The following is a 24,628-nucleotide window of genomic DNA, read 5'->3' as shown; positions in this document are numbered from 1 at the left end:
GATCGAAGTAAGAAAATACCTCTGCCTTTACATTTTTTAGATAATGGTTTTTGTTTCACTCACAAACTTATACCAATAAGCCGATTCTTTTGGATAACGTTTCTGTGTTTCAAAATCAATGTAAAATAGTCCATACCGCTTGGTGTAACCGTTGACCCATGAGAATACATCCATCAATGACCAGATGAAATATCCAGCTACATTTACACCTTCTTCACACGCATCTGCAATAGAATTAAAATGTTGCCGGACATAGTCAATACGTGCATCATCCATGATAATACCTTCTTCAAATTCATCTTTATACCCCAGACCATTTTCTGTAATAAATATTTTATTGTAATTAGGGTATTCATTTTTGATGCGAATCAACAAATCATATAGCCCCTTAGGATAAATAATCCAATCCCAATCAGTTTTAGGTAAATCCTCTCTTACTATTCGCTCACCAATCCCCTTAATTTGGTATACCTGCGTTCCTTTTTCACCAGTAGTATTGTAATGAAGCTTGCTTTCGCCATCATACGCTTTAACCCAGTGACTTCCATAGTTGTTAATCCCTAAAAAATCATTTCGATTTGATGCTTTTTTCATTTCAATAAAATCTTCTTCATCTATTTCAACAGTTTGACTATTTGCGGCTAATATCTCATTAACCAATTCCATCGTTTCTGGCGAATAATAACCAAAATAAGTTGCATCTAACAAAAATTTGATTGATAAAGCATCATCCAACGCTGCAGCATGTCTATCTTTAAGACTTTCACTAGCTGGATATTTTGTCTCTAACGAGTGTACAACTCCAATTTCACCAGCATAGTTTCCTTCTTTAAATACATTTACTGCTCGGGCATGTGCATACATCATATTGTGTAAGCAAGTCACTGTTTTTGCGATATCAAATTGTACCTCGGGTGGAAACGAACCTAATAAGTATTGATTGGAAGCAACAGGGTAAATTTCGTTAAAAGTACTCCAATAATAAACTTCAGTAAATTCTTCAAAACAAAATTTTGCATAATCAACAAAGTAGTCTATATTCTTTCGATTTAAAAAATCTCCATCATCAAACAATGATTTTGGTGTATCGAAGTGATGCAATGTTACAAAAGGAATCACCCCTTGTTTTTTACATTCTGCAAAAACTTTGTGATAATATTCCACACCTTTATGATTAATTTCGCCATATCCATTTGGAAAAATTCTACTCCAAGAAATAGACATACGAATACTATCAATTTTGAATTTTTTACATAACGCGATATCCACTGCGTATTGATTATAAAAGTCACTAGCCGGATTCGCTGAATATCGACCTTTTTCAACTAAAAATTGATCCCAGGCAACTTGTCCTTTACCATCAACATCTGTAGAACCTTCACATTGATAAGCAGCCGTAGCACCGCCCATAATGAAATCTTTTGGTAATTTTTTTAGCATTGTATTATCTCCTTATCTTCTAAATCCGTTCTAAAACCTGTTAATAAAATAAATATACTTTAATTAGTGAATTTATTTACTAATCGAATGTATCATAATTTCTTTAAATTGTAAACGTTTTTCTAAATTTATTGTCTATTTTTAGTAAATTAATTTATTTAAGTGTAAAAAAATAGGCGTATAGGTAGTTGAACTACCTATACGCCTATTTCAAGCTCTAAATTAACGTAAACGTTCTACGTCACGGGCAATCATTAATTCTTCGTCAGTTGGAATTAGTAATACTTTTACTTTTGATTCTGGTGTAGAGATGTCTAGTTCTTCACCGCGAACTTTATTTTTCTCTGAATCGATTTCGCAACCAAACCAAGTCATGCCTTTAATAACTTCATTACGCACGTGCGCATCATTTTCACCGATACCCGCCGTGAAGACAATTGCATCAACGCCGTTCATTGTTGTTACGTAGCCGCCAATGTATTTGCGAATACGGTCAGTGAAGACATCATACGCAATTTTTACTTCTTCTTTATCATAGTTTGCTTCAAGATCACGCATGTCGCTGGAAAGACCTGTTAGACCAAGTAAACCAGATTTTTTATTTAAAATATCAACCATTTCTTCAATGTTGATGTTTAATTTATCCATTAAGTATGGTAAAACGGCTGGATCAATATCACCAGAACGTGTTCCCATTGTTACACCAGCAAGTGGTGTGAAGCCCATTGAGGTATCAACAGATTTACCACCATCAACAGCTGTGATTGAAGCTCCATTACCTAAATGGCATGTAATAATTTTTAACTCTTCAATTGGTTTACCTAACATTTCAGCAGCACGTTCTGAAACATAGCGATGGCTAGTGCCGTGGAAGCCATATTTACGCACTTTGAAGTCATTATAGTATTCCATTGGCAAGCTATATAGATAGTTGTGTTTTGGCATTGACGCGTGGAATGAAGTATCAAAAACAGCAACACTGATAATTTCTGGTAAGATTTTTTTGAAAGCTTGAATTCCCATTAAGTTAGCTGGATTATGTAATGGTGCAAATTCAGCTAATGCTTGGATGTTTTCCATTACTTCATCGTCGATAACAACAGAATCTTTATATGTTTCGCCGCCGTGAACAACGCGATGACCAACACCGGTAATTTCGTCATAGTTGGCTAAAATTTCTAAATCGATTAATTTATCCAACAACATTTTAACAGCAACTTCATGGTCATGAATATCCACAACCTCATTATATTTTTTATCTTCGCCGTATTTAATTGTGAAGATTGAATCTTTTAAGCCGATTCTTTCCACGATTCCTTTAGCGACAACACTTTCTTCTGGCATTTGATACAATTGCCATTTCAAACTTGAGCTTCCTGCATTGATTGCGATTGTTTTAGACATGTTACTCTCCTTCTAAATAATTAATTAGCTAACTTCCAGTCTTCAAATTGTTTAAAGAATTTAGCAATGACTTTTTCATCTGTTAGTGAAGCCAATTTTGCTAAAAAGACTTCCTTTTGACTTGCATTTTCACCATGATTTTGCACGATTAGAATGCTTTTACGTGATTGTTCGGAACGGAAAAGTTGGTCTGGCAATTGGATTAAACCTTGTAAAAAGACTTTTTCAGCCAACCACTTTTTGAAATATGTCGCTTGTTCAGACTCAAGTAAATTACTTGGTACTAAAAACAAACCATAGCCCGCGTCTTTCACATAATTCATTGCTTGTTCCATCAATAAATGATGTGCGTATGAATGTCCTTGGGTGACACCGGTGATAAAATCTTGCACTTTTTGATCGTTAGGATAGTAGCCAATTGGTAAATCAGAAATTGCCGCATCAGTTGGATCTAATAATAAGTCTTGCAAGCTGTCTTGATGGAAAAGCTGCATATTCCCTTTAGTCCATTCTGCATCTGCCGCTGCGACCGCCAATAACGTATCGTCGATATCGACACCAACACCCTTTGCTTCATAACCAGCAATTTTTAAGTTTAACAGGGCTGTTAATAATAAATTCCCCATTCCCACTGCTGGATCAAAAATAGTTAAGCTTTGTTTTTTGTCAGAATAAAACTGCTCCAATAAATAAACAAACAAAAATCCTAACCCATCTGGTGTTAACTGATGATTGGCTTGCAACTTTTCTGTCTTACTACCTTTTAATAAAAGTAATTGGGATAACTTCCGTAAATCTTCTCCTGCTAAAGGGATTTCCTTTAGCTCTGTGTATAATGCTTCGATTTTCCCAACAGTCTCAGCATTTGGTACACCATCTAAGATTCGTACAGTAAATCCATCCAATTGGTTTTCCACATTCTCGATGTATGCATCCAGAAATGAGGACCCCAAAGCATTTTGCAGCAGTTGGACTGCTTCAAGATTCAATGAAAAAGCTTTTTCGAATTGATCAGGAAACATATGACACCTTCTTTCTGGAGATTATAACACCTTTTGTACCTGTTTAATGATAGCCGATTCCTAAAAAATTATCAATCAAAAATTCATATTTTTGTTTGTGAAACAACGAACATAAGGCTTTTTTGAGAAGGATACCAAAAAGCTGAGAAACACAAATGGTAAGGTTTTCTCAGCAACTGTTATATTCCTAATCCGAAACAGATTTTTTGTTATCTTTAAAACGTTGAGAAAGCTTTGTCAGCTCTGTTTTACTAACCAAAAAATGAAAACTTTGTTTATCCACCCGGATTGTAAGTTTCAGACTGTCCTTTTCTTTGGCAAATTCACACTTTCCTTGTGAAAAGTTCACGACACCTTTTTTACGTTCTTCAATTGGTAGTGTGAAATAGTAAACGAAAAATAATTCTTGCATCGTTTTGGCGCGGTACAACCTTTCTGCTTTTATCGTACCTGTTACAGTAATAAAATGGTGTGTTAAAACCCCATAACTAACCAGGCTCAGCAATGCGACTAATAATAATGCGGAAAGTAAGACACTTGCTTTTGGTTTAGTTTTCCACCCATTTCCCATAACAAACCCTCCCAGATTGAAAGAATACTTTTAACGTCACACTTTTCGTAGTTAAATCTTTTGAAAACCGTAAATGGTAAACATCCATTAAAAGCGGTTGATGCCCTAACTTATCCACTTTTTTTCGAATCATGTTTTGCCCTTTTTCAATCGAGATTGTCTGCCCTTTTTGATCTTTACACTTTAAAATGGCCTCTGTACAAGAAATCATGCTAGTATTTTGTAGCTCATTTTCTAATTGAAACATAAACGTTGCAAACTCCTGCTCTTCTCTACTCATAATATGCTCTTTTAGGCGGATCGTTCGTAAGAAAAGCCCCGTAATCAACAATAAACATAAATTGAAAATTAATAATGCTATCAAACATTCTAAGAGGGTAAATGCTTTAATTTTCAAGTTGCACCTCCATTACCACACCGTCTGTCTCACAATAAAAATGATAAGCTTGCGGATTATAGCGAATATGGTAGCTTTGGTCATCATAAATTAGAGTCTGGGTAAGCTTGCCACCTTGTCGCAGGATAATTTTTGCCTCTTCATACATTATGCGGCTTTGTGTCAATCGTTCTTTGGCGTTGTTGCTTTGCGTTAGTAACTGCTGTTGTTGCTGGATTAAAATTAAGGCACAACCTGTTAAAATGGTAAGTGCCACCACAGCTTCCAGCAAAATAAAAGCTTTAGGTAATGGTTTTGACAAAACGGCCACTTCCCATCTGATACACGTATTCGATCCTTTGATTGCGATTTTCCCACTCGAAGGTTACAGTATCCATCCCAGAATAATTTCCCGTTGTTGCACTTATTGTGATACTATCTGGCATTTTATAAGACAACTCTGTCGGAATTTGCAAATCAGGATAGCTTTTATGTTCGGAAATTTTAAAATGCAGCAACTGTTCCTCCCGATTAATTTCAAGTGTCGTTCCGACTTGTTGGGCAATTGCAGTCTGTTGCAATAATAAAAAATTCTGCTCAAACTGTGCTAGAAATATTTCCACTTTCACTTTTTCTTCAGCCGGACGCAAAATTAACACCGGAATTAATAAAAAAGAAGTAATAACAACGAGTACGACTAAAGATTCTGCGAGAGTAAAGGCAGGCATTTTCTTATGGCATAGGCTTTTTTGGACTATTTTCTTCAGCATGTCTTTCATAGATTTCCCACTGTTCTTTTGTGACATAATTTTTTTCTATCAAATCTTCTCCTGTAGCCTTTTTATCATAATTTAATTCATACAATTCAATTTGTGTCGCAACCGTCTTAACGATGGCAGCTTCACTTCCTTTTTGTGCTTCATCTTTTTGTTGTGATAAATTGGGTACAAAAAGCAGCAATAAAATACTAATAATAAATAACACAACTAACATTTCGATAATCGTAAGTAAATATATTGTTTGGCGCTACCGTTTTGAGTAGGCTTTTTTATGAACCTTTGCTAAAATTTAAATATGAAAAAGTGAAGGCGGGGATCAAATGAAAAAGATGTTATTAGGAGTTTTAGTTTTAGCTGGATTTTTTGTATCAGGTTGCTCAACAACCAAAGAAACAAATTCAAACGAAATAAAATCGCCATCCTCTACTGAATCAACTACCGAGATAAACGCTTCTACTCAAAACAGCAGTGAAAAAGATGCTTTTGAGATGTCTTTTAAAGATAAAACTTTGACCGGCGTTAATTACAAACTAACCATTGATAAAACGCAAGTCGGACATAGCAATCCTACTGATGAAGATGGACTTATCATTTGGTATACAGTAGAAAATAAATCTGAAGATAACCTAGTCCCTAATGACATACTTTCGTTACTAACTTTCAAACAACAAGATGAAACATCTGAATTTGATTTAACCGAAGATGTAGGTAAATTTGATGCAGCAGAAGCTCTATATCCTATGTATAATGATGATGGGAGCACTATTGAAGATGTTGATACTTATAATACGGCGATTTCCGAACAAAATAAATTCTATGAGGAATTTGAAGAAAAAAGCTATGCCGAATTATTACCAGGGAAAAGTGTACAATGCGCAACTGGAATCCTTTTAAATAATACTGTTAAACCTGTTAATGTATCACTTTCAGAAGATATGCCAACAAGCGAGAATGAACCTCTTGTAATTAACTTATCGAAATAAATGATTGCTAATTAAACAAAAAAAATAACCCCGATCTCTTAATTGAGACCGGGGTTTTACTAATTAAACTTTCTTTACATATTCTAAATTAGCTGTCATAAATCCTACTGCTGTTTTGGCCACACGAATGCTACCGTATTTTTGTAATTCTCTAAAATAGATTCTGCTACCTTTCGCAAGCCGAACTCTTCGTTTTGACTTACGACCAACATCATCAAAAAGATATTCATATCCAGCTGATCCAACTTTGATTACCTCATAAGTTCCAGGTTCTGTTGCGTATTTAGCCATTTGAGTACCTCCGTTATAGTATTTTTTAACTTGTTCCACGTAATATGCTTTAACAGCTGCATTCGATTTCCCGTGTAAAGCAAACGAACGGTGCGGACAATCGGTAGAGCTTAATTCACGATGCAAAGGGAAAATAGCAGTTGACGGATTCAATCCCCACTGCTTACATAATTGCGCTGCGCGCTTAAATGCTTTTTGTTCGTTCGCTTTAAATGTTGCTTCATTGCCTAAAGATTGACAAATTTCAATGCCATAGTAATCACGATTTCCAGCTACGTTCGCACAATGCCAAGCGCAATTTCCAGCGTTTTCAGCTTGATAAGTACCGTCAGAGGCAATATATTCGTGTGCAAACCCGAGTTCCGGATTATGGTTTTCCAACCAAGACTTATAAAAAGCGGCAGTAGCCCCCTGACTACCACCGTCATTATGAAGCACAATTCGTGTTGGATTCTTTCCACGTCTGCCTGCGATTCCAGAATAACTTACAACCATTTACGCCACCTCCAAGACTTTGTTGATCGGTACAGATACCATTTGATCTCCAACCATCAATTTGCAAAAGATTTCATTTGAACGAACGACACTAAATGTTCCATCCAAAGCAAAAAAGTCACCAACTGTGAATCCGTCAAAATTTTTGACTTCACCACTTTCAGCAACTTCTGTGAATCCTTGCTTTTCAAATTTTTCTACTGATGGAATGCCACCTTGTAAATATGGATCTAGCTCAACGAATTCCTCGCCGATTGTTTTGACAATGAATTTTCCGTGAATTTTGACTTTTTGACCTGCTTCAAACATTTTCATTTCCCTCCTTCAGCCCTTCACTAACGCCATCTTTCATCGATTTCACTGCAGATTCAATTAGTACGTTTAGTTCGTCTTCTGTGAACGTAATCTTGTTTTTGTTCAAAAAATCAACCAACTTACTTTTAGCACGATTAAACTTCTCCGGACCATCTGCTTCTTTAAACATCTGTTGCGCTGCGGCCACAGCGATTTCGGCATAAGCCCGCTTATTTTCCAACTCAGTTAGAATTCCCTCTTTTTTAAAATATGCCGTAACGCGATTGGCAACGTAGCCAATGACGGCTACGATAATTAATGAAGCAGCTTGAAATAACGCATTTGTGATTTGTTCCATATTATTTTCCACCTTTCAAATTTTCCAATTCAGATACCAACATTTCGTTCTCATCTTCTAATCGCTCGATTTCTTTTTGATAGAAGGCAATTTCTTTTTCATACTTCTCTTGTAAGCTTTCCAATTTGCTTTCCAATCTGTCTACTTTAGACTGTAGTTGTTCGTTCAACATTTTGTACTGCTCAAAGAGCTGCACTGCGTTATCATTATTTGTCTTGGCCAACGTGGTGCTATTTGTCGATCGTGTCGCAAACAGAGTTGCCAATGCACCAATGGCTGCCCCACCGAGAGTGATTGCCCATTGATAATCAGCCATCAGTATCACCCCACAAAGCAAGCAGAAAAATGGCAACGTTTATGCATAATGCCATAATCCAGCTACTATTTTGGAAACCACTAATTGCTCGCCAAGCGTAGGCTAATAGCAAAATCATCCAGACAAATTGATAGAAAACTAGGAGAAAAGAACGATACTGCTTTTTACCAAACAAAAATAAAATGACACCAATAATTCCCGCGACCATAATTGGCACAGAAAATACGGCATCATCTAAAACGTTCATGATAAAAGCGTATGTGGACTTATCTTCCAGCAGGCCAGGATGGATTAAAAAATTTATTCCTATTCCTGCTGTTGTCAAGGCAATTAATATAAACTGCCAATCGTGACGCAATCTCTTTTTTAAATCTGACATACCTCACCAACTTCCCGACTTCCGACTTTATTTAGAATTTGCTGCCGCTAAGCCTTCAAAATCAGCGACAAGTTTGTCTTTAATCATTTTAGAATAGCCGACCAATCCGCCAGTATTTGAATTAAACTCATCCATTGTCAAATTAACTTTCCCAGCAATGTTATTGCCACTTTCAAATTCTGCAGTGAAATTGACTCCTACGTTCATAGGATCAGAATAGTAGTCAAATACCATATTTGTGATTTTAAAATTGTTATTCATATTATTTTTCCTCCTTATTTTCAAATGCTGTTACTAAAACAAAAAATCCTTGAGCGACATTACCAGATACTTCATCGTCAAATTCGATGATAAATTTTTCTAAGTCATTAAGGCGACTAGAGTATTCACCATAGTCAATGACAGCATCTTCTTCTAATAAGTCAGCAATCTCTTTAGACGCTTCTGCATTACCTTTTGTTGATAATTCGTAAGTCCCATCTTCTTTGACGATTGCTTCACCTTTATCATCTTTCTCTGCATAGGCGATTACAATTGACTTACGATCTTCTGCGAATTCTTTTTGTTTCTTTTCCAAGATTTGCAACATACGTGATCGTGCAATACTCTGTTTTCCCTTCATTGTTAGATTTCCAAGAAATTGCTCTACATTGACTAATTCTTTATTTTTGATTTTGATTTTCATCTGTTTACCTCCTAAAAAATTAAAAGAGCACTACAAGTTAGGCTACTTGCAGCACTCTAATTTCGTTTTCTAATATTTCAACTTTTTTCTTGAGCTTGTTAATTTCTTGCTCGTGTTCTGTCAATATAACGTTGTGATACATACTGATGCGATCATAGGCTAATGATTCTACTTGACCATTTTCGTAAATAACAACTTCTGTTAATCCTAAATTATCAAATTCATCAGCGATGAATCCGTAGTATCTTTCCTTTGCTGTCCCATCAGCTAACTCACCTTTATCCCACCAACTTGCCGGACTTAGCTCCAGCACCTTTTTTGCTTTTTTCATGACTTCGTTAGCAACCAGAATATCCGCCTTATATTTTCGAGCGGAAGTCGTTCTACCAATTGTACCTGTATCCATCACAATCATATTAGCAGCACCAGAATATGTCCGTTTGTATACCGCCTCTGAAGCAATTACGCGTCCACCGTTAATGGCAGAGCCATCTTTCCCAATTCTAAAATCAGCGCTACCTGTTCTAGTGCTGTTAAAATAAATATTATCTATTCCAAATTCAACACTGGTCAGGCCTGGACGTTCTGCGTTAATAGAAATAGAATTATAGTTTAATGGCGCGTCAATTCGGCCAGTCCTCAGACCAACATTATTTGGAGCTGCAACATCAATACCACCATTAAAATTAAAACGTTCCCCAAAGAATCCTGTTCCATCAGAATTAATCTTAATTTTAGCTTCAGTATTCCAATTCCCCGAGCCCATCGTAATTGCATTCGCATTAATGTCTATCCGATTCAACAATGTGCCACCCGACGTATATTGTCGCATTTTGAGATAGTCGATGCCATAAAATGTCTCTAAATCATACAAATAACTACCTTTTGTATTATTCACATTCACATTATAGCCTTTTCCTGTATATATGAGGTGTCTGTGTGATAGACGATAGTCACCGACGAACCAGCGATAATTATAAGCCTCACCATAGGCATCACCAAAATCATAAGTACCTCTAATCCCGCGATTATCCGTTGTGACGTTTATCCAATCAGTGACATTTAAGGTTCCAGTATTGGTCGTAATCGCAGACAGAGTATTTGCTACGACTTTTGAAGCATCCAAACTGATAATTTTAGCGCTACTAATTGATGCATTTTGAATTTTGGCATCGTTAATAGCTAGATTTGCAATCTTAGCGTTCGTGACAGCCAGGTCTCCGATTTTTGCGGTCACAATTGCAGCGTCGCCTATTTTCGCTGTGTTTACAGCAAGATTTGCAATTTTACCGTTCGTCACAGCCAAATCTTTAATGTTAGCTGTAGCGATTACCGCATTGTCTATTTTAGTTAATCCACTAATCCAGACTTTCTCGCCGGCTATTAAAATACCCTCAGTGCTGATATTAATCTGGCTAATGACTTCGCCTTTTTGGACTCTCAAATTGATTTGGTCTGAAAGTTGAGTGATTTGAGATGTTGTCAATCCTGTATTAGCATTATATATGCATAGTTCTCTCAGTCTTATTGCCTCTCCTGGTTCAATAAAAATACTAAGTGCCGTCCATTTAGTCACTTTTATTGTGCCTTCTATCCAATTTTTGTTGAGACTAGGATTAACTTTTAGATTTTCTCCTTCAGATGTTCCAATTTCAATTTTCGAAACTTCAACCTCACAATTTGCAAGTAACCGAATATTGTAGGTTTGACCAACAACAAAGCCAATCTGCCAATAAATTCTTGACCTTGTTGTGCCATTATTTTTTACAAACAAGCCATCCTCATCGTAGTTGTAGGTAACACTGCCTTCAGCCGTTGGTTCAGGAACCTTTTTTGCGAATTTAGAATCTGGGAATTTATTAACCAAATCTGATGTATTTTGCACCACACTCGTAATCTGATCTGCCAACTGCGTCACTTGAGATTGATTGGCTTTTGTAGCTACAGTGGTGACTAATCCATCAACTGTAGCTTGTACACTTGTTAGTGCAGTGACAGTTGCCATGTCTTCAGGCGCTGGTGTCCAGTCAGTTGCTTTGTTGCCTATTCTAACTGCAAGGTTAGAAATTTTTATTGCTCCGCCAAGCACCGTTTGATTTAAAACTACCTCAATCTTACTAATATCCGCAGAAGAATAGTCTGTTTTATACCATCTCCAAATGCCAGCATAGCTGCCCTTCTTTGCTTTTGTGAGGACATCTCCACCGTTACCAACAATCATTCCAGACCACTGATCAGCAGCTCCGTTTTTAAATTTCACAACTCTGTTGAGCCTAAACTTACTTGACTCTGTTGCGTCAGGTGCTTCCCAATCAAAAGTGACCATAATTTCTGCATTTGACTCAATATCAAACGCGCCGTTAGACAAGTCATACAGATGTTTTGCATAATTATTTTGCGGTACGATTTTGGTCACACTTGTCATCAATGCATAATTACGTGTTCCTACTTCCAATCCCGCTAGATCAGACTGCACACTACTCAACGTCAAATTAAACTGACCAGCCTGCAACTCCAAAGCACTAATCTTAGTAGATTGACCGTCAGTTTTTGTCACCAGACCAGCAATTTTATCAGACTGCGTCGTCAGCTCTGCAGTATGACTAATCACTGTCTGATCAATTGCGTTAACTTGCGTTTGATTTGCCTTTTGCGTTATCGCTTGAGCATTCGCACTAATCGACGTGCTATGCGTATCGACGGTGCCTTTTAATTGATTGAAAGTTGTTTGGTCAACCTTTACAGATAACTCTCCGTTAATAGCGTCAATGTCAGCAGTAATATTGGTAATCGTTCCCTCTAACTCCGTTACGGTAGTTAACAGCTCATTTGCCTTTACCATAGCCGCTTGGGCATCCGTTACAGCATTAGCTGACTGTTCGATGGCTAACTGTGCTGCCTGGTCAACAGCCTGGACTATCTGACCTAAATTGGTAACACCAGCGACTGCCGTGTTAGCATCTTCTATAGCCTTAGCAGATTCAGTTTTAGCTTCTTCTGCTAATTGTTCTGCAGCCTCTCCTGCTGCCTTGGCTTCTTCAGCTGCAGCTTGGGCGTCTGCAGTCTCCTTAACTAAGTCCTCGATCATATCTAGCAATTCTTGATTTGGCGCAGATGAAATTTGTAATTCCCAATCTTGCACACCATCTGTTTCAACATATTGCCAAATTTCAATGTCTTTACCAACTTTTTTAAACCATAAATCTCCAACCTTGGGATTTCCTGGTTCTGCATCATAATAATTGTGATTCCAATCGTTTGAGCTAAGAATTGATTCAAGCCACTGAACTTTTTGATTTAACGTTCCACGGTATTTCGTGGCATTTCCTGAGACAGAATTAGTAGTTGCCTTTGATTCAGCAGATAAACCACCGTTAAAGTTCATACTGTACGATAAATTAGGAACGGAATATCGTTTACCGTTTCTATCTGTGACATATATCCAGTCGCCGGCTTCCAACGCTGGACACCCCCGCCATTTCAATTCATAAGGAAAATAATTAATGTCCTTAACTAATCTCCAGACTTGGTTTAATAAATCTTGTGTCATTGATTTGTTTTCCAATTCTACCTGAGAGCCTGTGTCGGTGCCTACTTTTAAAACATCTGTCTCTTCTTCACCGACTCGAACTGTAATGCCACCAATTTTGTATGAATTTTCATTTTTAGTGAAACCCTTTAGTAAGTAGCTTTCGGGAGTGACACTAAATTCTGTCGGCCTTAACCGCCGGATTTCCAACTCCCCATCTCGATTGAAGCTGGCAAAGCCACCCTCAAACTGGGCAATCAAGCCAATTGCTTGTCTAAATGTATATCCTTCTGGCTTTTTAATTGCTCCAATACCCAAACTGGCAAAAGAAGCTTGATTGACTTCAACCCCTGCTAAGTTGGCAATTTCTAATGCAACCTCTCGATACGGCTTTGGATAAGTCAATTTCGAATCGTAAACACCTTCGAGATAAGTCATTTTGTCATTAGCAGTAATCGTTGTGACATTCGCATTTCTATCACGGTTAAATTCGGTGATATAAAAATGGCCGAGTTTTGAAAAATGATACTCTCCATCAACTAATATGCCGAGTTCTGGAATAACTTCTTGATCCTCTTTGATGGTTTCGATTATTGACGGAAAGCTCAATATCACTGAATTCATATACGTTGAACCGATTTGATAAACTTCACCAGATATACTGCCGGAATCAAAAGAGAGTGAGGAAACATCCTCACTCCCATACGTTGTTTTATCTACCTTTACACGAATAGATAATTGTCGTGCCGGACTTAGCCATGCCTCTTTTACTGCATCGCTAATTGCAAGCATTCCCTCACCCCCTATTTTTCAATAAAACTCATTGTTAGACCTTCCCATTTGGGGAGTTTATCATTCCAAGAATAGCTTGGAGATGTTCTATCTCCAACATAGCATGTTTTCGTCATCATTCCGCCAGACATCGGGTCTGGATAGGTAACACTAAAAAAGACCCCCATGACCGCATTTAAGATCGTAGAAATCTCGTTATCAGTCAAAGGGCCCCATTCAATATCCATTTTCCGCTTGGTGGTGATATAATCCCGGACCATATCACCATTAGCATTTCGGCCAGAATCTCCATCAACCGCCTGGATTCCGACTGAAAATTTCTTTGGAGTCTTGAGTCTGACTCCATTGACACTTAGATAACCAGCCATCTCTCAACCTCCTTAGATATTCAGCTCGGTATGTCCAAGCTGTTGATGGTATTTGTTGATCTCTTTGACAGCGATGCGACCAAACTCTTTGCCGCCAATGTTGATGACGATATCGCCGTTCGGTGCTTGAGTTGGCGTTGCTCCCATGGCAGAGATAGCATTCATCAACGTGGTTACCATCGCTGATGTGAAGTCTTGCATCCCGCCGCCTTGGTAGTTCATTTGGTCGTTATTGCTGAAGGTACTATTCGATGGTGCAAAGCTTGGCTCTTGGAAAATTTCCGGCAAGGTCAAAGCCGAACCAAACATATCCAAGCCTAGATACTCAATGGCTTGTTGGATCAATTCAGCTGCTCGTTGCGGTTTTTCAAGCGGAATAATCATTTCTTTCTTATTGCCTTCACCCATTCGATATAGGCCGTCTTGCGTTACTAATCCGCCATTTTCATAGCCAACTCCACGATAAGCATTCGCCAGTGAACCATATCGACTTAATGCATATCGCATAGATGCTAAAATATTTGACATTGGATCCCAGATATTTTTATTGTACGGGCTACGAGCATAAGACCTGAATGTCGGATCAATAACTTGCATTAAACCTTTAGAAGGCGTGCCATTGATGGCATTGATATCCCAATTGTTGATTGCGTTGGGATTCCCTCCGGATTCTGTTTTCATTTGGTACAAAGTTCTATTAGCATTAGCAACAGAATAGATACCTAACATTTTTAGAGCTTTGTTTACGGTGCCACGCCATCTTTCTACGCCACTTCCTTGGTTGGCAATTTGTCCGCCTTCCGAACCAATTCCACTGCCTTTTTTGGCAATATCATTTGCACCTAACGATCCGTTAATGTGTAGATGGTCATAGTGGTCATTGTCTGGCCATCTTGTCCAAGTTCCACTAGCTTCAGTACCCGACATCCCTTTTCTATCACGAACTTTACCTTGAGTAATGACGTACGCAACTTGTGAAGGGAATTGTTCGAACGCATAGTTAGCTGGTCCAAAATATGCTCTCGAACCATTCATGCTGGCTGGATAAGCAATATCGATGGCCATATGCTTTCCGTGAGAATATGGATCACCATTCCGTTGACCAGAAGTAATAACCATTCCTGGGAATCGTTTCATCGTTTTTTGAGCAACGTTATAAAGGTATTTGTAAACACCCCATCCGCCCATCGAACCATCATGACTTCCATCGCCACCACTTAAGCTTGCTTGATAGCTTTTATAACCCGCATCAAATTTAGATTTAACCCAATTATATGCGCCTTCAGCAATGGTACCAACAGACCCCTTAGACATAGACGAACTTGGTTCAACAGCGTTTTTTAAATTAACAAATTTTGAAACTGCAGCATTGAGTAATTTCTTAGGATTAGAAGCATACGACCAAACATCAGATGCAATTTTTTTAGCACCATTCCATTTTTCTTTAAACCAATCGCCGATACCACTAGCATATGCAGGAATCCCATACATAGCAGAAGTTTTGGGACCACTTAAAACAGACGTTCCGGCTGGTAAGTTCACCATTAAATTTCTTTGTGCCGGGAAGATGCCAGTGCGACCATCTGGAGTCCGGAATGCTTCACGGTAATTATTGCCTAAGCCATCATTTACCATCGCTAATCCACCAGGATGATACCCAGTTCCCCTTGCGTATTTAGGTATGGTCCATAGCGTCAATTTGCTCTTTCCAGCTCCGACTTTTCCTAAAACCCAGTTTATCCCGTTAATAACACCATTCATCGCTTTACCGACAACGCCAACAATTCCATTACCAATTGATGCCGCGGCATTTTTTATAGATTTCACACCATTTCGTAAACCTTTAGCAATTCGTCCAGGCAAATCCGCTGCCCACGAACCAATTTTTCCAAAAACATCAGAAGCGGTTTTCTTCACGCCTTCAAGCGACGTTGACAAATTAGAACGCAAAGTTCGAAAAGCACTTGAAGCGCGATCACGAGCTTCACCAGATTTAGTAGTAACTTTGTCTTTCACATTGTCCCAAATCGTCTTAGTTTTAGACCATGTTTCGTTCCAACGATCAGAGACGTTGTTCTTCAATTCTCTAATACGACTTGATGCATTATCTTTTGCACTACGCGCTTTATCGGAAACTTTTGAAGAAAAATTATCCCAAGTTTCCCGTGTATTTTTTTTGATATCAGCCCAACTGTTCTTCACATTGTCCCAAATCTCAGAAGCTTTTGTTTTGACGGTGTCTTTCGCACCATTCCAAGTTTTTGAAGTCCATGTAGTGACTTTCGACCATGTGTCCGATACTGTTTTTTTAATTTGATTGAATTTTAATGAGATTAAATCGCCAAGATCAGAAATTGCTTTCTTCGGATTTTTAACGGCATCTGCTACAACACCAAGAATATCGCTTAATTTCTTTAAAACCCGAATAAAGAATTCGAATTGTTCAATAATTAAAAACTTGGCAATTGTGATCAACGGTTGAAGGACTGTGTCCCAGAACCACTTGAAAATTGGTTTCAGAATCTCAATCACTTGATTCAGTACATCTAAAGCTCCAGCAAGTAATTCAAAGAATTTTGGAATGTAATCTTCAATCACAAATCCTGCGAAAGGTAGTAAGACATTCTTATATAGCCACTCTAGCCCATCACCAATATTCTTTGTAATCGGTCGAATAGATTTTAATAGCTTATCAATAGACTTTAATAGCGGTGTAAAATCTAACGTTTTTGCCCAATCAGACGTTGCTTTCGTCATACTATTGATATTCCCTAGTAAATCGTCTACAACATCTAAGATTGTACCGAAGATTGATTCTCCAGTTTTTCCCTCTTTCCAAGCTTTTTTCAATTGACCAGCAAGATTTCCTACCGTGTTAAAGATGTTGGTAAAAATTTCTAAGATATTTGCAGCTATACTTTCTCCACGACCATCGTTCCATGCGTTTCGAAAAGCAACAGCAATTTCATGAAGTAACTCAAGAATTCGATTCCACATATCAAAAATAGATTGAATCAGACGCGTTCCTCGACCATTATCTTCCCATGCACGCTTAAACGCTCCGGCAATATCGCCAATAATGTTTAAAACATCTGCTAGAAGAATGAGTAAGTTCTCAATGAATAACTGTCCTGTTCCGTTTGTCCATACTTCCATAAATGACTTGCCAATTGCTGAAGCTAAACCAATCACTTCGTCTAATGCATATTTCCACGCATCTATTACTTTCTGACCTTGATTTTTCCAAGCATCTTTAAAAGGTTTGAAAAAGTCTTTTAGCAGTCGCTGGATATCTAACATCCATTTTGGTGTTGTGTAGGTACCTGTGGCTTTGCCAAAGTCTATAGCTGGGGTTTTGCTATCAAGTGATGTATCTTTTTTATCGTCATCGCCAGAGTCAAGATTCAGTTTGTTGATCTGGTCAAATCCCATTAACGATTTTTGGAGTTTTTTGACCTTTTCCTTCGCTTTATCCGCCGATGATCCTGTCTCATTCATCGCTTGGACATTATCATACAAACCACTTGCGCCGGCTTTGGCAGCCTCGTAGTTCGTACCGAAGATCCCCGCAATGAACGATGCAAACTGACCTGTTAGTTGTGCCAAACCTGCCATCAGCGCATTTACTGCCGGCAAAATTGCGGTATAAATCGGATAAAACGCAGTCATTAAATTTACTTTAATCTGATTTAACGATGCCGAAAATTGATCGTTTGTTTTTAACGCAGAGAACATACCGCCCGCTAAAGCTCGAATAGCTCCTCCAAGCAATTGGTAAACAACTAATGATGGCAACAAATACCGCATAGACTGTCCAAAAGCATTGGTACTATTCATCATTTGATTATTTCCAGCTGTTACTTTTTTGGATGAATTAGAAAATAGACTTCCGAACTTTCCAATGAACCCAAGAGAAGATTTCAGACCATTTCCAATTCCTCCAAAACCATGAGATACAGCATTGGACATTCGATTAAAGACGCCACCATACTTGGAGACTGCACGCTCGGATTGCTTCAATCCTGTTCCTGTCTGAGCGGCACCATTGGCGGCCGAACCTGTCTGGATAGATGATTGACTCATCGTATTGTTAATCCGAGCTAAAGCCTTTCTAAGCGACGTAGCACGATCTTCTGTTTGGGCGTATTCCTTTTGCAGTCGATCATTGCTACTGATTAATTTTGCCATTTTTGCAGATTGCTTCTCAATTTCAGCTGATGTTTTTAACGATTGTGGCGTATCTTCTGATCCATTAAATCCACTACTAAAACTACCAACAGGTTTTCTTTGTTCTGCATATTCTGCTTTCAAGGTTTTAATTCTTTTTCGCATCGCTTCAATCTGGCCTTCATTTTGAGCCATGGATTTCGTGATAGTATCCAAAGAAGAAGGCACCGCATCAAATTCCCGCTTGATAGTATTGGCCATTCCTTTTGCCTGGTCTTCAAACTTCGACATCTGCGCCTGAGTTCGAGCAATCTGTTCATCATATTTAACCACTTTGCCAGTATCGCCAGCAGAAGACGCTGATTGACGTTGGGATTTCAAATACGCAACTTTCTCTTGCGCAGCTTTAGCTTGCCCCATTTTTGCATTGATTTCATTCACCATTGCATCGATTTCTTTAGTAACTTTTGGACGCGCCTTCCGGATTCCAGATGAAAAGTTATCGCCAACCTGTGTACTTGATTGCTTTGTTGTCTTTTCAAAATTAGCCATTGTTTTTTCTAATGTCTGATTCATTTTATCGAGTTGCTTAGAAAAATTACTTGTACCTCTTTCGATATTCATATTCTTTTCAGTACGATCCATTGAATTGCCTGATATTTGTTGAATGCGATTCATCGCGCTTTCAATTTGTGGCATAAACTTTTCTAAAGATTCTTCGACACAAGCTGTATTAATGTCCAATAGTACTTCAAGAGTTTCCAATTCCATATCTCTCACCTACCTTTCTTCTAGTAGTTTTCTCCGTTTCCGGGTTGCTTTGATGGCTTCTGCCTGAGCCAAAAAGATCTCCTGCTCCCTAGACATAGCTTCCTGTTTCAGCTGTTCTTCTGTCTTATGTTCTTCAACAGCTTCCTTAATCTGATTCAAGAAAGGATAGGCTTCCTCAAATTTTGGAAACTTTTTGGGATCGTTAAAGGCAAATACAGCCAAACGCTGTTGGGAATAATCAAAAAGAGCCTGCTCTCGCAACTCGTTTTCTTTGTTCTTTTTGTTGGCAGAAACTTGAATCATGATTTCTTCTAGTGTCATTTGCCAGTAGTCAATTGCAGGTATGCCTGCTTCTACTGCCTGAGGGTACATGTGCTGCAGCAGTTCCGAAAGCGTGTTAAATGTTACAGCAGACTGTCTGCTTCCGCTGTCGGTTCCTGATCCAAAGATTCCCCATCTGTCGCTTCGCTGTCCGTTTCTTTCTTTCCGAAAAAACCTTGTTCATCCAAAAATTCATTGATATCACCAAATAAATCCATCGTGGTTCTACCTGATTCAATGTATTTTTCAAAAGCTTCAACAATCGTTTTATCGGTAACCCCAGATGTTTTATTTGCACCTTGAAGAATAATCAACAGAGTGTTAGCCGGAGGTAATTTGATTTCACCTTGCTTTTTGACAAATAACCCCATGATACCTTCGTCTAAACGTTTTTCAATATTTAAGATTGCTTTTCCGTCTAGTCGTAATTGAAGTGTTAGATCACCTAATTGAAAAGTTGTTGTGTTCGGCATTTGTACAATTTTATTTTTTGCTGGCATTTGTTTTCCTCCTAGAATAGTAAAAAATAGAGACCAAGAAATATCTTGGTCTCATAGTTTCTTATTTGTTAATCTCCTGATGAAGCCGGTGCCGGTGTCATGGTCGGACCATCACTCACAACGACACCTAAGTTAAATCCAATAGCTTGGTTCACTTCTACGCCATCAAATTTGTAGTAAGGTTCCCCAGTAAATTCTGATTTCAAACCGTCTGGGAAGGTAATTGTCCACTCAATAGACTTACCGGCTTCTACTAACGTATGAATATCGCGGAAGTTATCCCCTTGATAGATAATGGCAAACTCTAAGTTGTCTGTATCTTCAATACCTTTAATATAGGCTTTCTTTTCTGATTCTAAGTGAGTGACATCTACTTTCTCAGGATCAGATCCCAAAGCTGGGATAGATTTAACCGCCGCAACGGTTTTGGTAGTGGCACCGTCTTTATATGTCAGTACAGTACCTTTTGATAATAGACCTGCAAAATCCATAGTTTAATTCCTCCTATTTCTGATATACGTATTTTGTTACATTGTCCACTACAGCTGATACCTCAACGATTACTCGTTTCAAATCAGCTGTATTTGCATCTTTTGTAGTGCCAAAAAAACCAATACCACCAAATGTGTCTAATACACTTCCTGCGATATTGGTTAAGCTTGCTGTTCCATATATTTCAATTGTTACTGTCCATTGCGTCTGTAATTCTTGTCCAAGTGCATCGACTTGATAAGGTTTACTGACAGTTCGATAGATTGCTGTTGGAAAAGTGATCCAATTCGATGGATAATCAGTAGCGATTTTTTTGATTTCCGGTACTGACTTCAGGACATCAACTGTGACTTGTTTCATGTTAATTTTGGTCATAGTTTTTTCAGTCCTTCCCGCACATATTCTTTATACACTTCGGGAGCTTGTTCCATAATTTCTTTTAGAGATGGATACAAGAACGGACGTGCCGGTTGCCCACGAGTCAGATAAAATTCATTGCCCTGAATGATAATTCGCGGAATACCGTACACAGCTTCCAGATCAACGCCCACTTTATCCACCGGAATAAACCACGCAGCTGTTGAATAGACTGGCGTGACGCCTTCCGGAAGATCCTTCTGGCTTTCTTGCCCGACAGGTCCAGTCCCAAACTCACGATACATCGCTTGTTCCTTGTCAGACCAGACTCGGCCAACAATTTTCCCTTGTGCGTTTACAACAACCTCATACTTGATACTTCCGGCCAATTCTCCAGAACTATATTTAGCACTTGATTGTATTCGTAACACTGCAGCTTGCTGGACTAGCTCAGTCAATTCAAAAGTAGCGTCCCACATTGCATCATCAAGAACTTTGGGCATAGCTTTTACTTTTCTACGCAGACTCTCTAGGCCTTTGATTTCAACTCCCATGTTCTGTACCTCGCTTCTTAAGCGTGATATTTAAGTGGGTAGAAAAGGGTTGAATAGCCACAACTTCATAGTCTGGATCCTTGTCCTTTGAAACGTACATACAAATGCAGTCCTTTTCGTTCTGTCCGACTTTTAGCAGGTCACCCTGATACTTACATGTTTTGATGTAAGGAAGGCTCTCGCCGTAAATCTGAGCCATAATCTGACCACCCGCAGATTGTACGTTCATTTCCAATTTGATAGGTTCACTAGGGAATGTGATTACATCATTCCCCTCATCGTCAGAAGTAACTTTTCGATGTTTCAACCAAACTGTTTGAAGCTCACGCTTTCTTAGACGCATAACGTTTGACCACCTTTCCAACACGATAACGCCGCAAACCAGATTGAATATCTGGAGGGATATCGATAATGAATGTTTGAGAAATGCCACCTTCACTACGAGAAGCCTCTCCCTCATTTCCTTCACGATTCCATGTAATCACAGCTAATTGGCGAGCATAATAATAGAGTTGTTCTGGAATATCTTCAGAATCTCTCCCGGTAAAATCGAGGACGAGGATTAAAGCATCCTCGATTAGGCCTTTTAGCTTAGCTTTCTCATTCTCGTCACTAACGCCTAAGCGGATTGCTAAGGAATCAGTCATTTCTTTCAGCTTTTCCTCATCCATCAATTAGACCTCCTTACTCTCCGCCAGTGCCGCCAGGAACTGTCACAACTGGCACATAAAGTTTATGCTTGAACTGTACGATACGAATGTTTTTAGGTTCATAAACCCGTTCCCAGTTTGTCCCCGTTGCTAATTCCACATTCGTAGGTGAAGAACCCGCAACAGATTTATTGGTAAATTTTACGCCGCGAGGGTGCAATAAGAAGTGTTGACGGTTGATTAGGATGTCATCCCCAGCCAAAGCATCACGATCCGTCTCAGTCGGAACTGGTGCAGCACCATTACCCAGACCAATTGCACCTGCACCGAAAATGTAAGAAGTAAAAGTATCGCCAGTAACAGGCATTCCATCATCTACGATTACACGTTTACCCATATAAGTTGGAATCTTACTGTTATCCGATGCTAACAAGAATTCAATTAAATTTTGTTTCCGTAAGCTAGCATATACAGAAGAGTGCACAGCAAGCGCAGTCAATTTTTCTTCGGAATCGCCCAGTTTATATGATGCATCAATGAAAGTTTCGCCAGTAAAGGCTGCAGCATTGCCAGTTTCAGCAGAGATATCTAAAGAGTTTCCAGTCATTTTAGTGGACGCTGCTCCGAACACTCCTTTTAGCGTAGATAGCAAAGTAACTTGTTGGCGACGTGCCCAGTACGCTGCTACCAAATCACCAATAGCACGCATTGGATCATCACCTGATAGCGCCTTTGCTAAATCATTTGCTTTCCAAGCTTTACCACGCATTAGTAATGCAGCTTGGTCTTGGCCAGAAGTAATTTTGTCAGTTTCTAACGGATCAGTATCTGATAACACCTCATCTTCTCCAGTTAAATCTGACCAAAACGGCATATTGATTAATTTACCACCAGCTGTGGCTAAAGCGTCTAATTCTGGATCGGCCACGACAATTCCGGATTGGTACAAAGCTGATAATTCTGCAGTACGTTCAATTACATACTTATTAAAGACTTCTGGGACAATTACATCTTCAATTTTTGTCTTAGCAGCAAAATATTGAAGGTCCATTTTCATTTTTAATTGGGTCATTCACTGTTCCTCTTTTCTCATTATTTTTTGGCTTGTTGCATCAGTAACTTCGCACGTTCCGGATCCTCTGTTAAAATCCGACCTTGCTCAGTTAGGTTGAAAGATTCTTTCGACCAAGGATTGTTGTTGTTAGCCGCAGATTGACCATTCCCCAAAGGTTGATCAGCCGAATTAGCTAGGCGCTTGTTAACCTCTGCTTGCACAGCCTCATCAAATGAGCCAGTAGCTTTTGCAAAGGCATCTTTTACTTTTTGATAGGAATCGTTACATGCATCCGCATCAGAAAAGTTCAATAAATCAGTCAGTTCAGCAGGTAGATTATCTTCGGTCAGTTGGACAGTAACTTGAGCTCGTAATTCTCTTGCAGTGATATCAGCCTCACGCTTCAAAAGAGCATCTTCTCGCTGTTGACGCTCATACTCGGACTTTTGATCTTCATTCATCTGCGCTAGTTTCTCAGCCTCAGTCTTTGCCTGTTGAATTTCCTCGTCTTTTTTCTGAACAATGGCTTCGGTAGCTTTCTTTACCTCTGCAGCGATAATTCCAGCCATTTCAGCACGGGTGAATTTTCTTTCTGGCGGATCCTGTTGTTGATTTTCATCATCAGCACCAGTCTCTTGTTCGTCGTCTTGTTCAGCAAAAAACTGCAAATTCATCGGCAATTTAAATAAGTCTTTCATAGTATTTCCTCCGGCGATTACGTCGCTACTCGAATCTCGCTTTACGTCCGGCGACGAGACAGGTCCTCTTTAACGCCTGGAACAAGAAAAAAGGCAAAATAATAAGCCTATTGGTTGCTAGACTTCTGATTAATAAGGAACACGAATATTTTCTTGTTTTTTGTATACATCCAAATACATTTCATTCTTATCCCCGTTGTTAGTTACTTCAAAATAGAGCCCATCACCAGAGCGACTAGTTGATAAGAGCGCCTTGTTGTTTTGTAACGCTTTTACTAGCCAAACTACGTACAACTCTTCCTCTTTTAGTGGTGGATGTAGCGATCCCTTTCGTTCGTTAAACGCCTTGACGATTGCATTTTTTGCTGCCGTTACAAATTCTTGATCTCCCATTATTTTACCTCCGCTAATGCATAGCCTGCTGTACTGGTATTGTTAAACACTGCTGATCGTTTAACACCTGTCGCAACTCCCAAGTAATCAAAGCTAAACCCTGTGGTCGTTGGTCTAAAATTTTCTATACCTTTGAAGTGATAAGTTTGTCCATTGTTAGTAAATACAATCAATTCCATTTTACAAAGTCCTCTCTTTTTCAAAATAAAAAGCCCTATCGCCAGGACATTACTTCTAGTTTTTCAAAAATATTAAATAGCTTAGGTGTTTGAATAGCAATCCAATCAACTATTTCTTCATCTCTAGCCCACTTTGTGTTGTGATCTAAGCCAGACTCAAAAAGAGTTGCATGAACAATCTCATGACGAATAGTCCTATCTTCATAAACGTGCATATTTTGCATATTCATAGGGTTGCCATCATCCAAGATTGCAATGAAAATTTCTTTAGTGGTAAAATCTGTCACTCCATCATTGTCTCTCATAAACGACTTTTCTTTCTCGCTGACATTGACGAAGATTGTATATTCTGTGCCTAGAATATTGATTTTTGCTTTTTCTTCCGTAATAATCCCCCCTTGATTTTAGGT

Annotated in this window: 31 protein-coding genes; 1 reads left to right on the top strand and 30 read right to left on the bottom strand. The window is 38.7% G+C overall.

The window, feature by feature from the left end; all coding sequences use genetic code 11:
- Positions 1-36 precede the first annotated feature (36 nt).
- From lacG to comGC, 8 genes are all read right to left on the bottom strand, one after another.
- Positions 37-1,440 (bottom strand): 6-phospho-beta-galactosidase, encoded by a 1,404-nt coding sequence (gene lacG / locus JZO76_RS00320; RefSeq protein ID WP_206902184.1) that lies wholly within the window; start codon positions 1,438-1,440, stop codon positions 37-39.
- 222 nt (positions 1,441-1,662) lie between these two features.
- Entirely contained in the window at positions 1,663-2,844 is a 1,182-nt protein-coding gene (locus JZO76_RS00315) for an acetate/propionate family kinase (protein ID WP_206902183.1), read from the bottom strand.
- 20 nt (positions 2,845-2,864) lie between these two features.
- Entirely contained in the window at positions 2,865-3,866 is a 1,002-nt protein-coding gene (locus tag JZO76_RS00310) for a class I SAM-dependent methyltransferase (protein WP_206902182.1), read from the bottom strand.
- A gap of 187 nt (positions 3,867-4,053) precedes the next feature.
- Positions 4,054-4,437, bottom strand: a complete 384-nt coding sequence (gene comGG, locus JZO76_RS00305; RefSeq protein ID WP_206902181.1) for a competence type IV pilus minor pilin ComGG — start codon at positions 4,435-4,437, stop codon at positions 4,054-4,056.
- Positions 4,415-4,834 (bottom strand): competence type IV pilus minor pilin ComGF, encoded by a 420-nt coding sequence (gene comGF / locus JZO76_RS00300; RefSeq protein WP_206902180.1) that lies wholly within the window; start codon positions 4,832-4,834, stop codon positions 4,415-4,417. The genes comGG and comGF overlap by 23 nt, the downstream gene beginning before the upstream one ends.
- Positions 4,824-5,144 (bottom strand): hypothetical protein, encoded by a 321-nt coding sequence (locus JZO76_RS00295; RefSeq protein WP_303753751.1) that lies wholly within the window; start codon positions 5,142-5,144, stop codon positions 4,824-4,826. The genes comGF and JZO76_RS00295 overlap by 11 nt, the downstream gene beginning before the upstream one ends.
- The gene (gene comGD, locus JZO76_RS00290) at positions 5,116-5,541 is read right to left on the bottom strand and encodes a competence type IV pilus minor pilin ComGD (RefSeq protein WP_206902178.1); all 426 of its coding nucleotides are present in this window, start codon (positions 5,539-5,541) and stop codon (positions 5,116-5,118) included. Before comGD ends, JZO76_RS00295 begins: the two co-directional genes overlap by 29 nt.
- 4 nt (positions 5,542-5,545) lie before the next feature.
- Positions 5,546-5,806, bottom strand: a complete 261-nt coding sequence (gene comGC, locus JZO76_RS00285) for a competence type IV pilus major pilin ComGC (RefSeq protein WP_206902177.1) — start codon at positions 5,804-5,806, stop codon at positions 5,546-5,548.
- Between the two features lie 106 nt (positions 5,807-5,912).
- Here comGC and JZO76_RS00280 point away from each other — a divergent pair, with 106 nt between their 5' ends.
- Complete coding sequence (locus tag JZO76_RS00280; protein ID WP_206902176.1) at positions 5,913-6,575, top strand: DUF5067 domain-containing protein; 663 nt, start codon at positions 5,913-5,915, stop codon at positions 6,573-6,575.
- 63 nt (positions 6,576-6,638) lie between these two features.
- On the opposite strand, the gene JZO76_RS00275 is transcribed toward JZO76_RS00280, so the two are convergent.
- The 22 genes from JZO76_RS00275 to JZO76_RS00170 all read right to left on the bottom strand — a co-directional run bounded on the left by JZO76_RS00275 (position 6,639) and on the right by JZO76_RS00170 (position 24,523).
- Entirely contained in the window at positions 6,639-7,361 is a 723-nt protein-coding gene (locus tag JZO76_RS00275) for a peptidoglycan recognition protein family protein (RefSeq protein WP_206902175.1), read from the bottom strand.
- Entirely contained in the window at positions 7,362-7,670 is a 309-nt protein-coding gene (locus tag JZO76_RS00270; protein ID WP_206902174.1) for a hypothetical protein, read from the bottom strand.
- Positions 7,663-8,013, bottom strand: coding sequence for a phage holin (locus JZO76_RS00265; RefSeq protein WP_206902173.1), 351 nt, complete (start codon positions 8,011-8,013; stop codon positions 7,663-7,665). Before JZO76_RS00265 ends, JZO76_RS00270 begins: the two co-directional genes overlap by 8 nt.
- A gap of 1 nt (position 8,014) precedes the next feature.
- Positions 8,015-8,329 carry a hypothetical protein gene (locus JZO76_RS00260; RefSeq protein WP_206902172.1) on the bottom strand — a complete coding sequence of 105 codons (315 nt, stop codon included), beginning with the start codon at positions 8,327-8,329 and terminating at the stop codon, positions 8,015-8,017.
- Positions 8,322-8,708: a hypothetical protein gene (locus JZO76_RS00255; RefSeq protein ID WP_206902171.1), complete on the bottom strand. Its 387-nt coding sequence runs from the start codon at positions 8,706-8,708 to the stop codon at positions 8,322-8,324. Before JZO76_RS00255 ends, JZO76_RS00260 begins: the two co-directional genes overlap by 8 nt.
- Positions 8,709-8,735: 27 nt before the next feature.
- Positions 8,736-8,969, bottom strand: a complete 234-nt coding sequence (locus JZO76_RS00250) for a hypothetical protein (protein WP_206902170.1) — start codon at positions 8,967-8,969, stop codon at positions 8,736-8,738.
- 1 nt (position 8,970) lies between these two features.
- The gene (locus JZO76_RS00245; protein WP_206902169.1) at positions 8,971-9,393 is read right to left on the bottom strand and encodes a DUF1617 family protein; all 423 of its coding nucleotides are present in this window, start codon (positions 9,391-9,393) and stop codon (positions 8,971-8,973) included.
- 37 nt (positions 9,394-9,430) lie between these two features.
- On the bottom strand, positions 9,431-13,546 hold the full coding sequence (locus JZO76_RS00240; protein ID WP_206902168.1) for a hypothetical protein: 4,116 nt from the start codon (positions 13,544-13,546) through the stop codon (positions 9,431-9,433).
- Between the two features lie 179 nt (positions 13,547-13,725).
- Positions 13,726-14,082: a DUF6711 family protein gene (locus JZO76_RS00235; protein ID WP_206902167.1), complete on the bottom strand. Its 357-nt coding sequence runs from the start codon at positions 14,080-14,082 to the stop codon at positions 13,726-13,728.
- 12 nt (positions 14,083-14,094) lie between these two features.
- Complete coding sequence (locus tag JZO76_RS00230; protein ID WP_206902166.1) at positions 14,095-19,020, bottom strand: transglycosylase SLT domain-containing protein; 4,926 nt, start codon at positions 19,018-19,020, stop codon at positions 14,095-14,097.
- A 9-nt stretch (positions 19,021-19,029) separates the two neighbouring features.
- Positions 19,030-19,404 (bottom strand): hypothetical protein, encoded by a 375-nt coding sequence (locus JZO76_RS00225; RefSeq protein ID WP_206902404.1) that lies wholly within the window; start codon positions 19,402-19,404, stop codon positions 19,030-19,032.
- Between the two features lie 20 nt (positions 19,405-19,424).
- Positions 19,425-19,841 (bottom strand): DUF6096 family protein, encoded by a 417-nt coding sequence (locus JZO76_RS00220; protein WP_206902165.1) that lies wholly within the window; start codon positions 19,839-19,841, stop codon positions 19,425-19,427.
- A gap of 68 nt (positions 19,842-19,909) precedes the next feature.
- Positions 19,910-20,332: a phage tail tube protein gene (locus JZO76_RS00215; protein WP_206902164.1), complete on the bottom strand. Its 423-nt coding sequence runs from the start codon at positions 20,330-20,332 to the stop codon at positions 19,910-19,912.
- A 13-nt stretch (positions 20,333-20,345) separates the two neighbouring features.
- Complete coding sequence (locus JZO76_RS00210) at positions 20,346-20,708, bottom strand: hypothetical protein (protein ID WP_206902163.1); 363 nt, start codon at positions 20,706-20,708, stop codon at positions 20,346-20,348.
- A complete protein-coding gene (locus JZO76_RS00205; RefSeq protein ID WP_206902162.1) occupies positions 20,705-21,244 on the bottom strand; it encodes an HK97 gp10 family phage protein in 540 nt (179 codons plus the stop codon). Before JZO76_RS00205 ends, JZO76_RS00210 begins: the two co-directional genes overlap by 4 nt.
- The gene (locus JZO76_RS00200) at positions 21,234-21,587 is read right to left on the bottom strand and encodes a hypothetical protein (RefSeq protein WP_206902161.1); all 354 of its coding nucleotides are present in this window, start codon (positions 21,585-21,587) and stop codon (positions 21,234-21,236) included. The genes JZO76_RS00205 and JZO76_RS00200 overlap by 11 nt, the downstream gene beginning before the upstream one ends.
- Complete coding sequence (locus tag JZO76_RS00195) at positions 21,568-21,915, bottom strand: phage head-tail connector protein (RefSeq protein ID WP_206902160.1); 348 nt, start codon at positions 21,913-21,915, stop codon at positions 21,568-21,570. Before JZO76_RS00195 ends, JZO76_RS00200 begins: the two co-directional genes overlap by 20 nt.
- A 13-nt stretch (positions 21,916-21,928) precedes the next feature.
- On the bottom strand, positions 21,929-22,966 hold the full coding sequence (locus tag JZO76_RS00190; protein ID WP_206902159.1) for a major capsid protein: 1,038 nt from the start codon (positions 22,964-22,966) through the stop codon (positions 21,929-21,931).
- Positions 22,967-22,986: 20 nt separating this feature from the next.
- Positions 22,987-23,646 (bottom strand): DUF4355 domain-containing protein, encoded by a 660-nt coding sequence (locus JZO76_RS00185; RefSeq protein ID WP_206902158.1) that lies wholly within the window; start codon positions 23,644-23,646, stop codon positions 22,987-22,989.
- Positions 23,647-23,775: 129 nt separating this feature from the next.
- Positions 23,776-24,039: a DUF6275 family protein gene (locus tag JZO76_RS00180; RefSeq protein ID WP_195493233.1), complete on the bottom strand. Its 264-nt coding sequence runs from the start codon at positions 24,037-24,039 to the stop codon at positions 23,776-23,778.
- Complete coding sequence (locus JZO76_RS00175) at positions 24,039-24,218, bottom strand: hypothetical protein (RefSeq protein ID WP_206902157.1); 180 nt, start codon at positions 24,216-24,218, stop codon at positions 24,039-24,041. Before JZO76_RS00175 ends, JZO76_RS00180 begins: the two co-directional genes overlap by 1 nt.
- A gap of 35 nt (positions 24,219-24,253) precedes the next feature.
- Complete coding sequence (locus JZO76_RS00170; protein ID WP_242595708.1) at positions 24,254-24,523, bottom strand: hypothetical protein; 270 nt, start codon at positions 24,521-24,523, stop codon at positions 24,254-24,256.
- Between the last annotated feature and the right edge of the window lie 105 nt (positions 24,524-24,628).

It is taken from the genome of Candidatus Enterococcus myersii, from assembly GCF_017316025.1.
Lineage (GTDB): Bacteria > Bacillota > Bacilli > Lactobacillales > Enterococcaceae > Enterococcus_C > Enterococcus_C montenegrensis.
The sequence above is the reverse complement of the archived record's forward strand: the minus strand, read 5'-3'. Positions and strand labels throughout refer to the sequence as shown.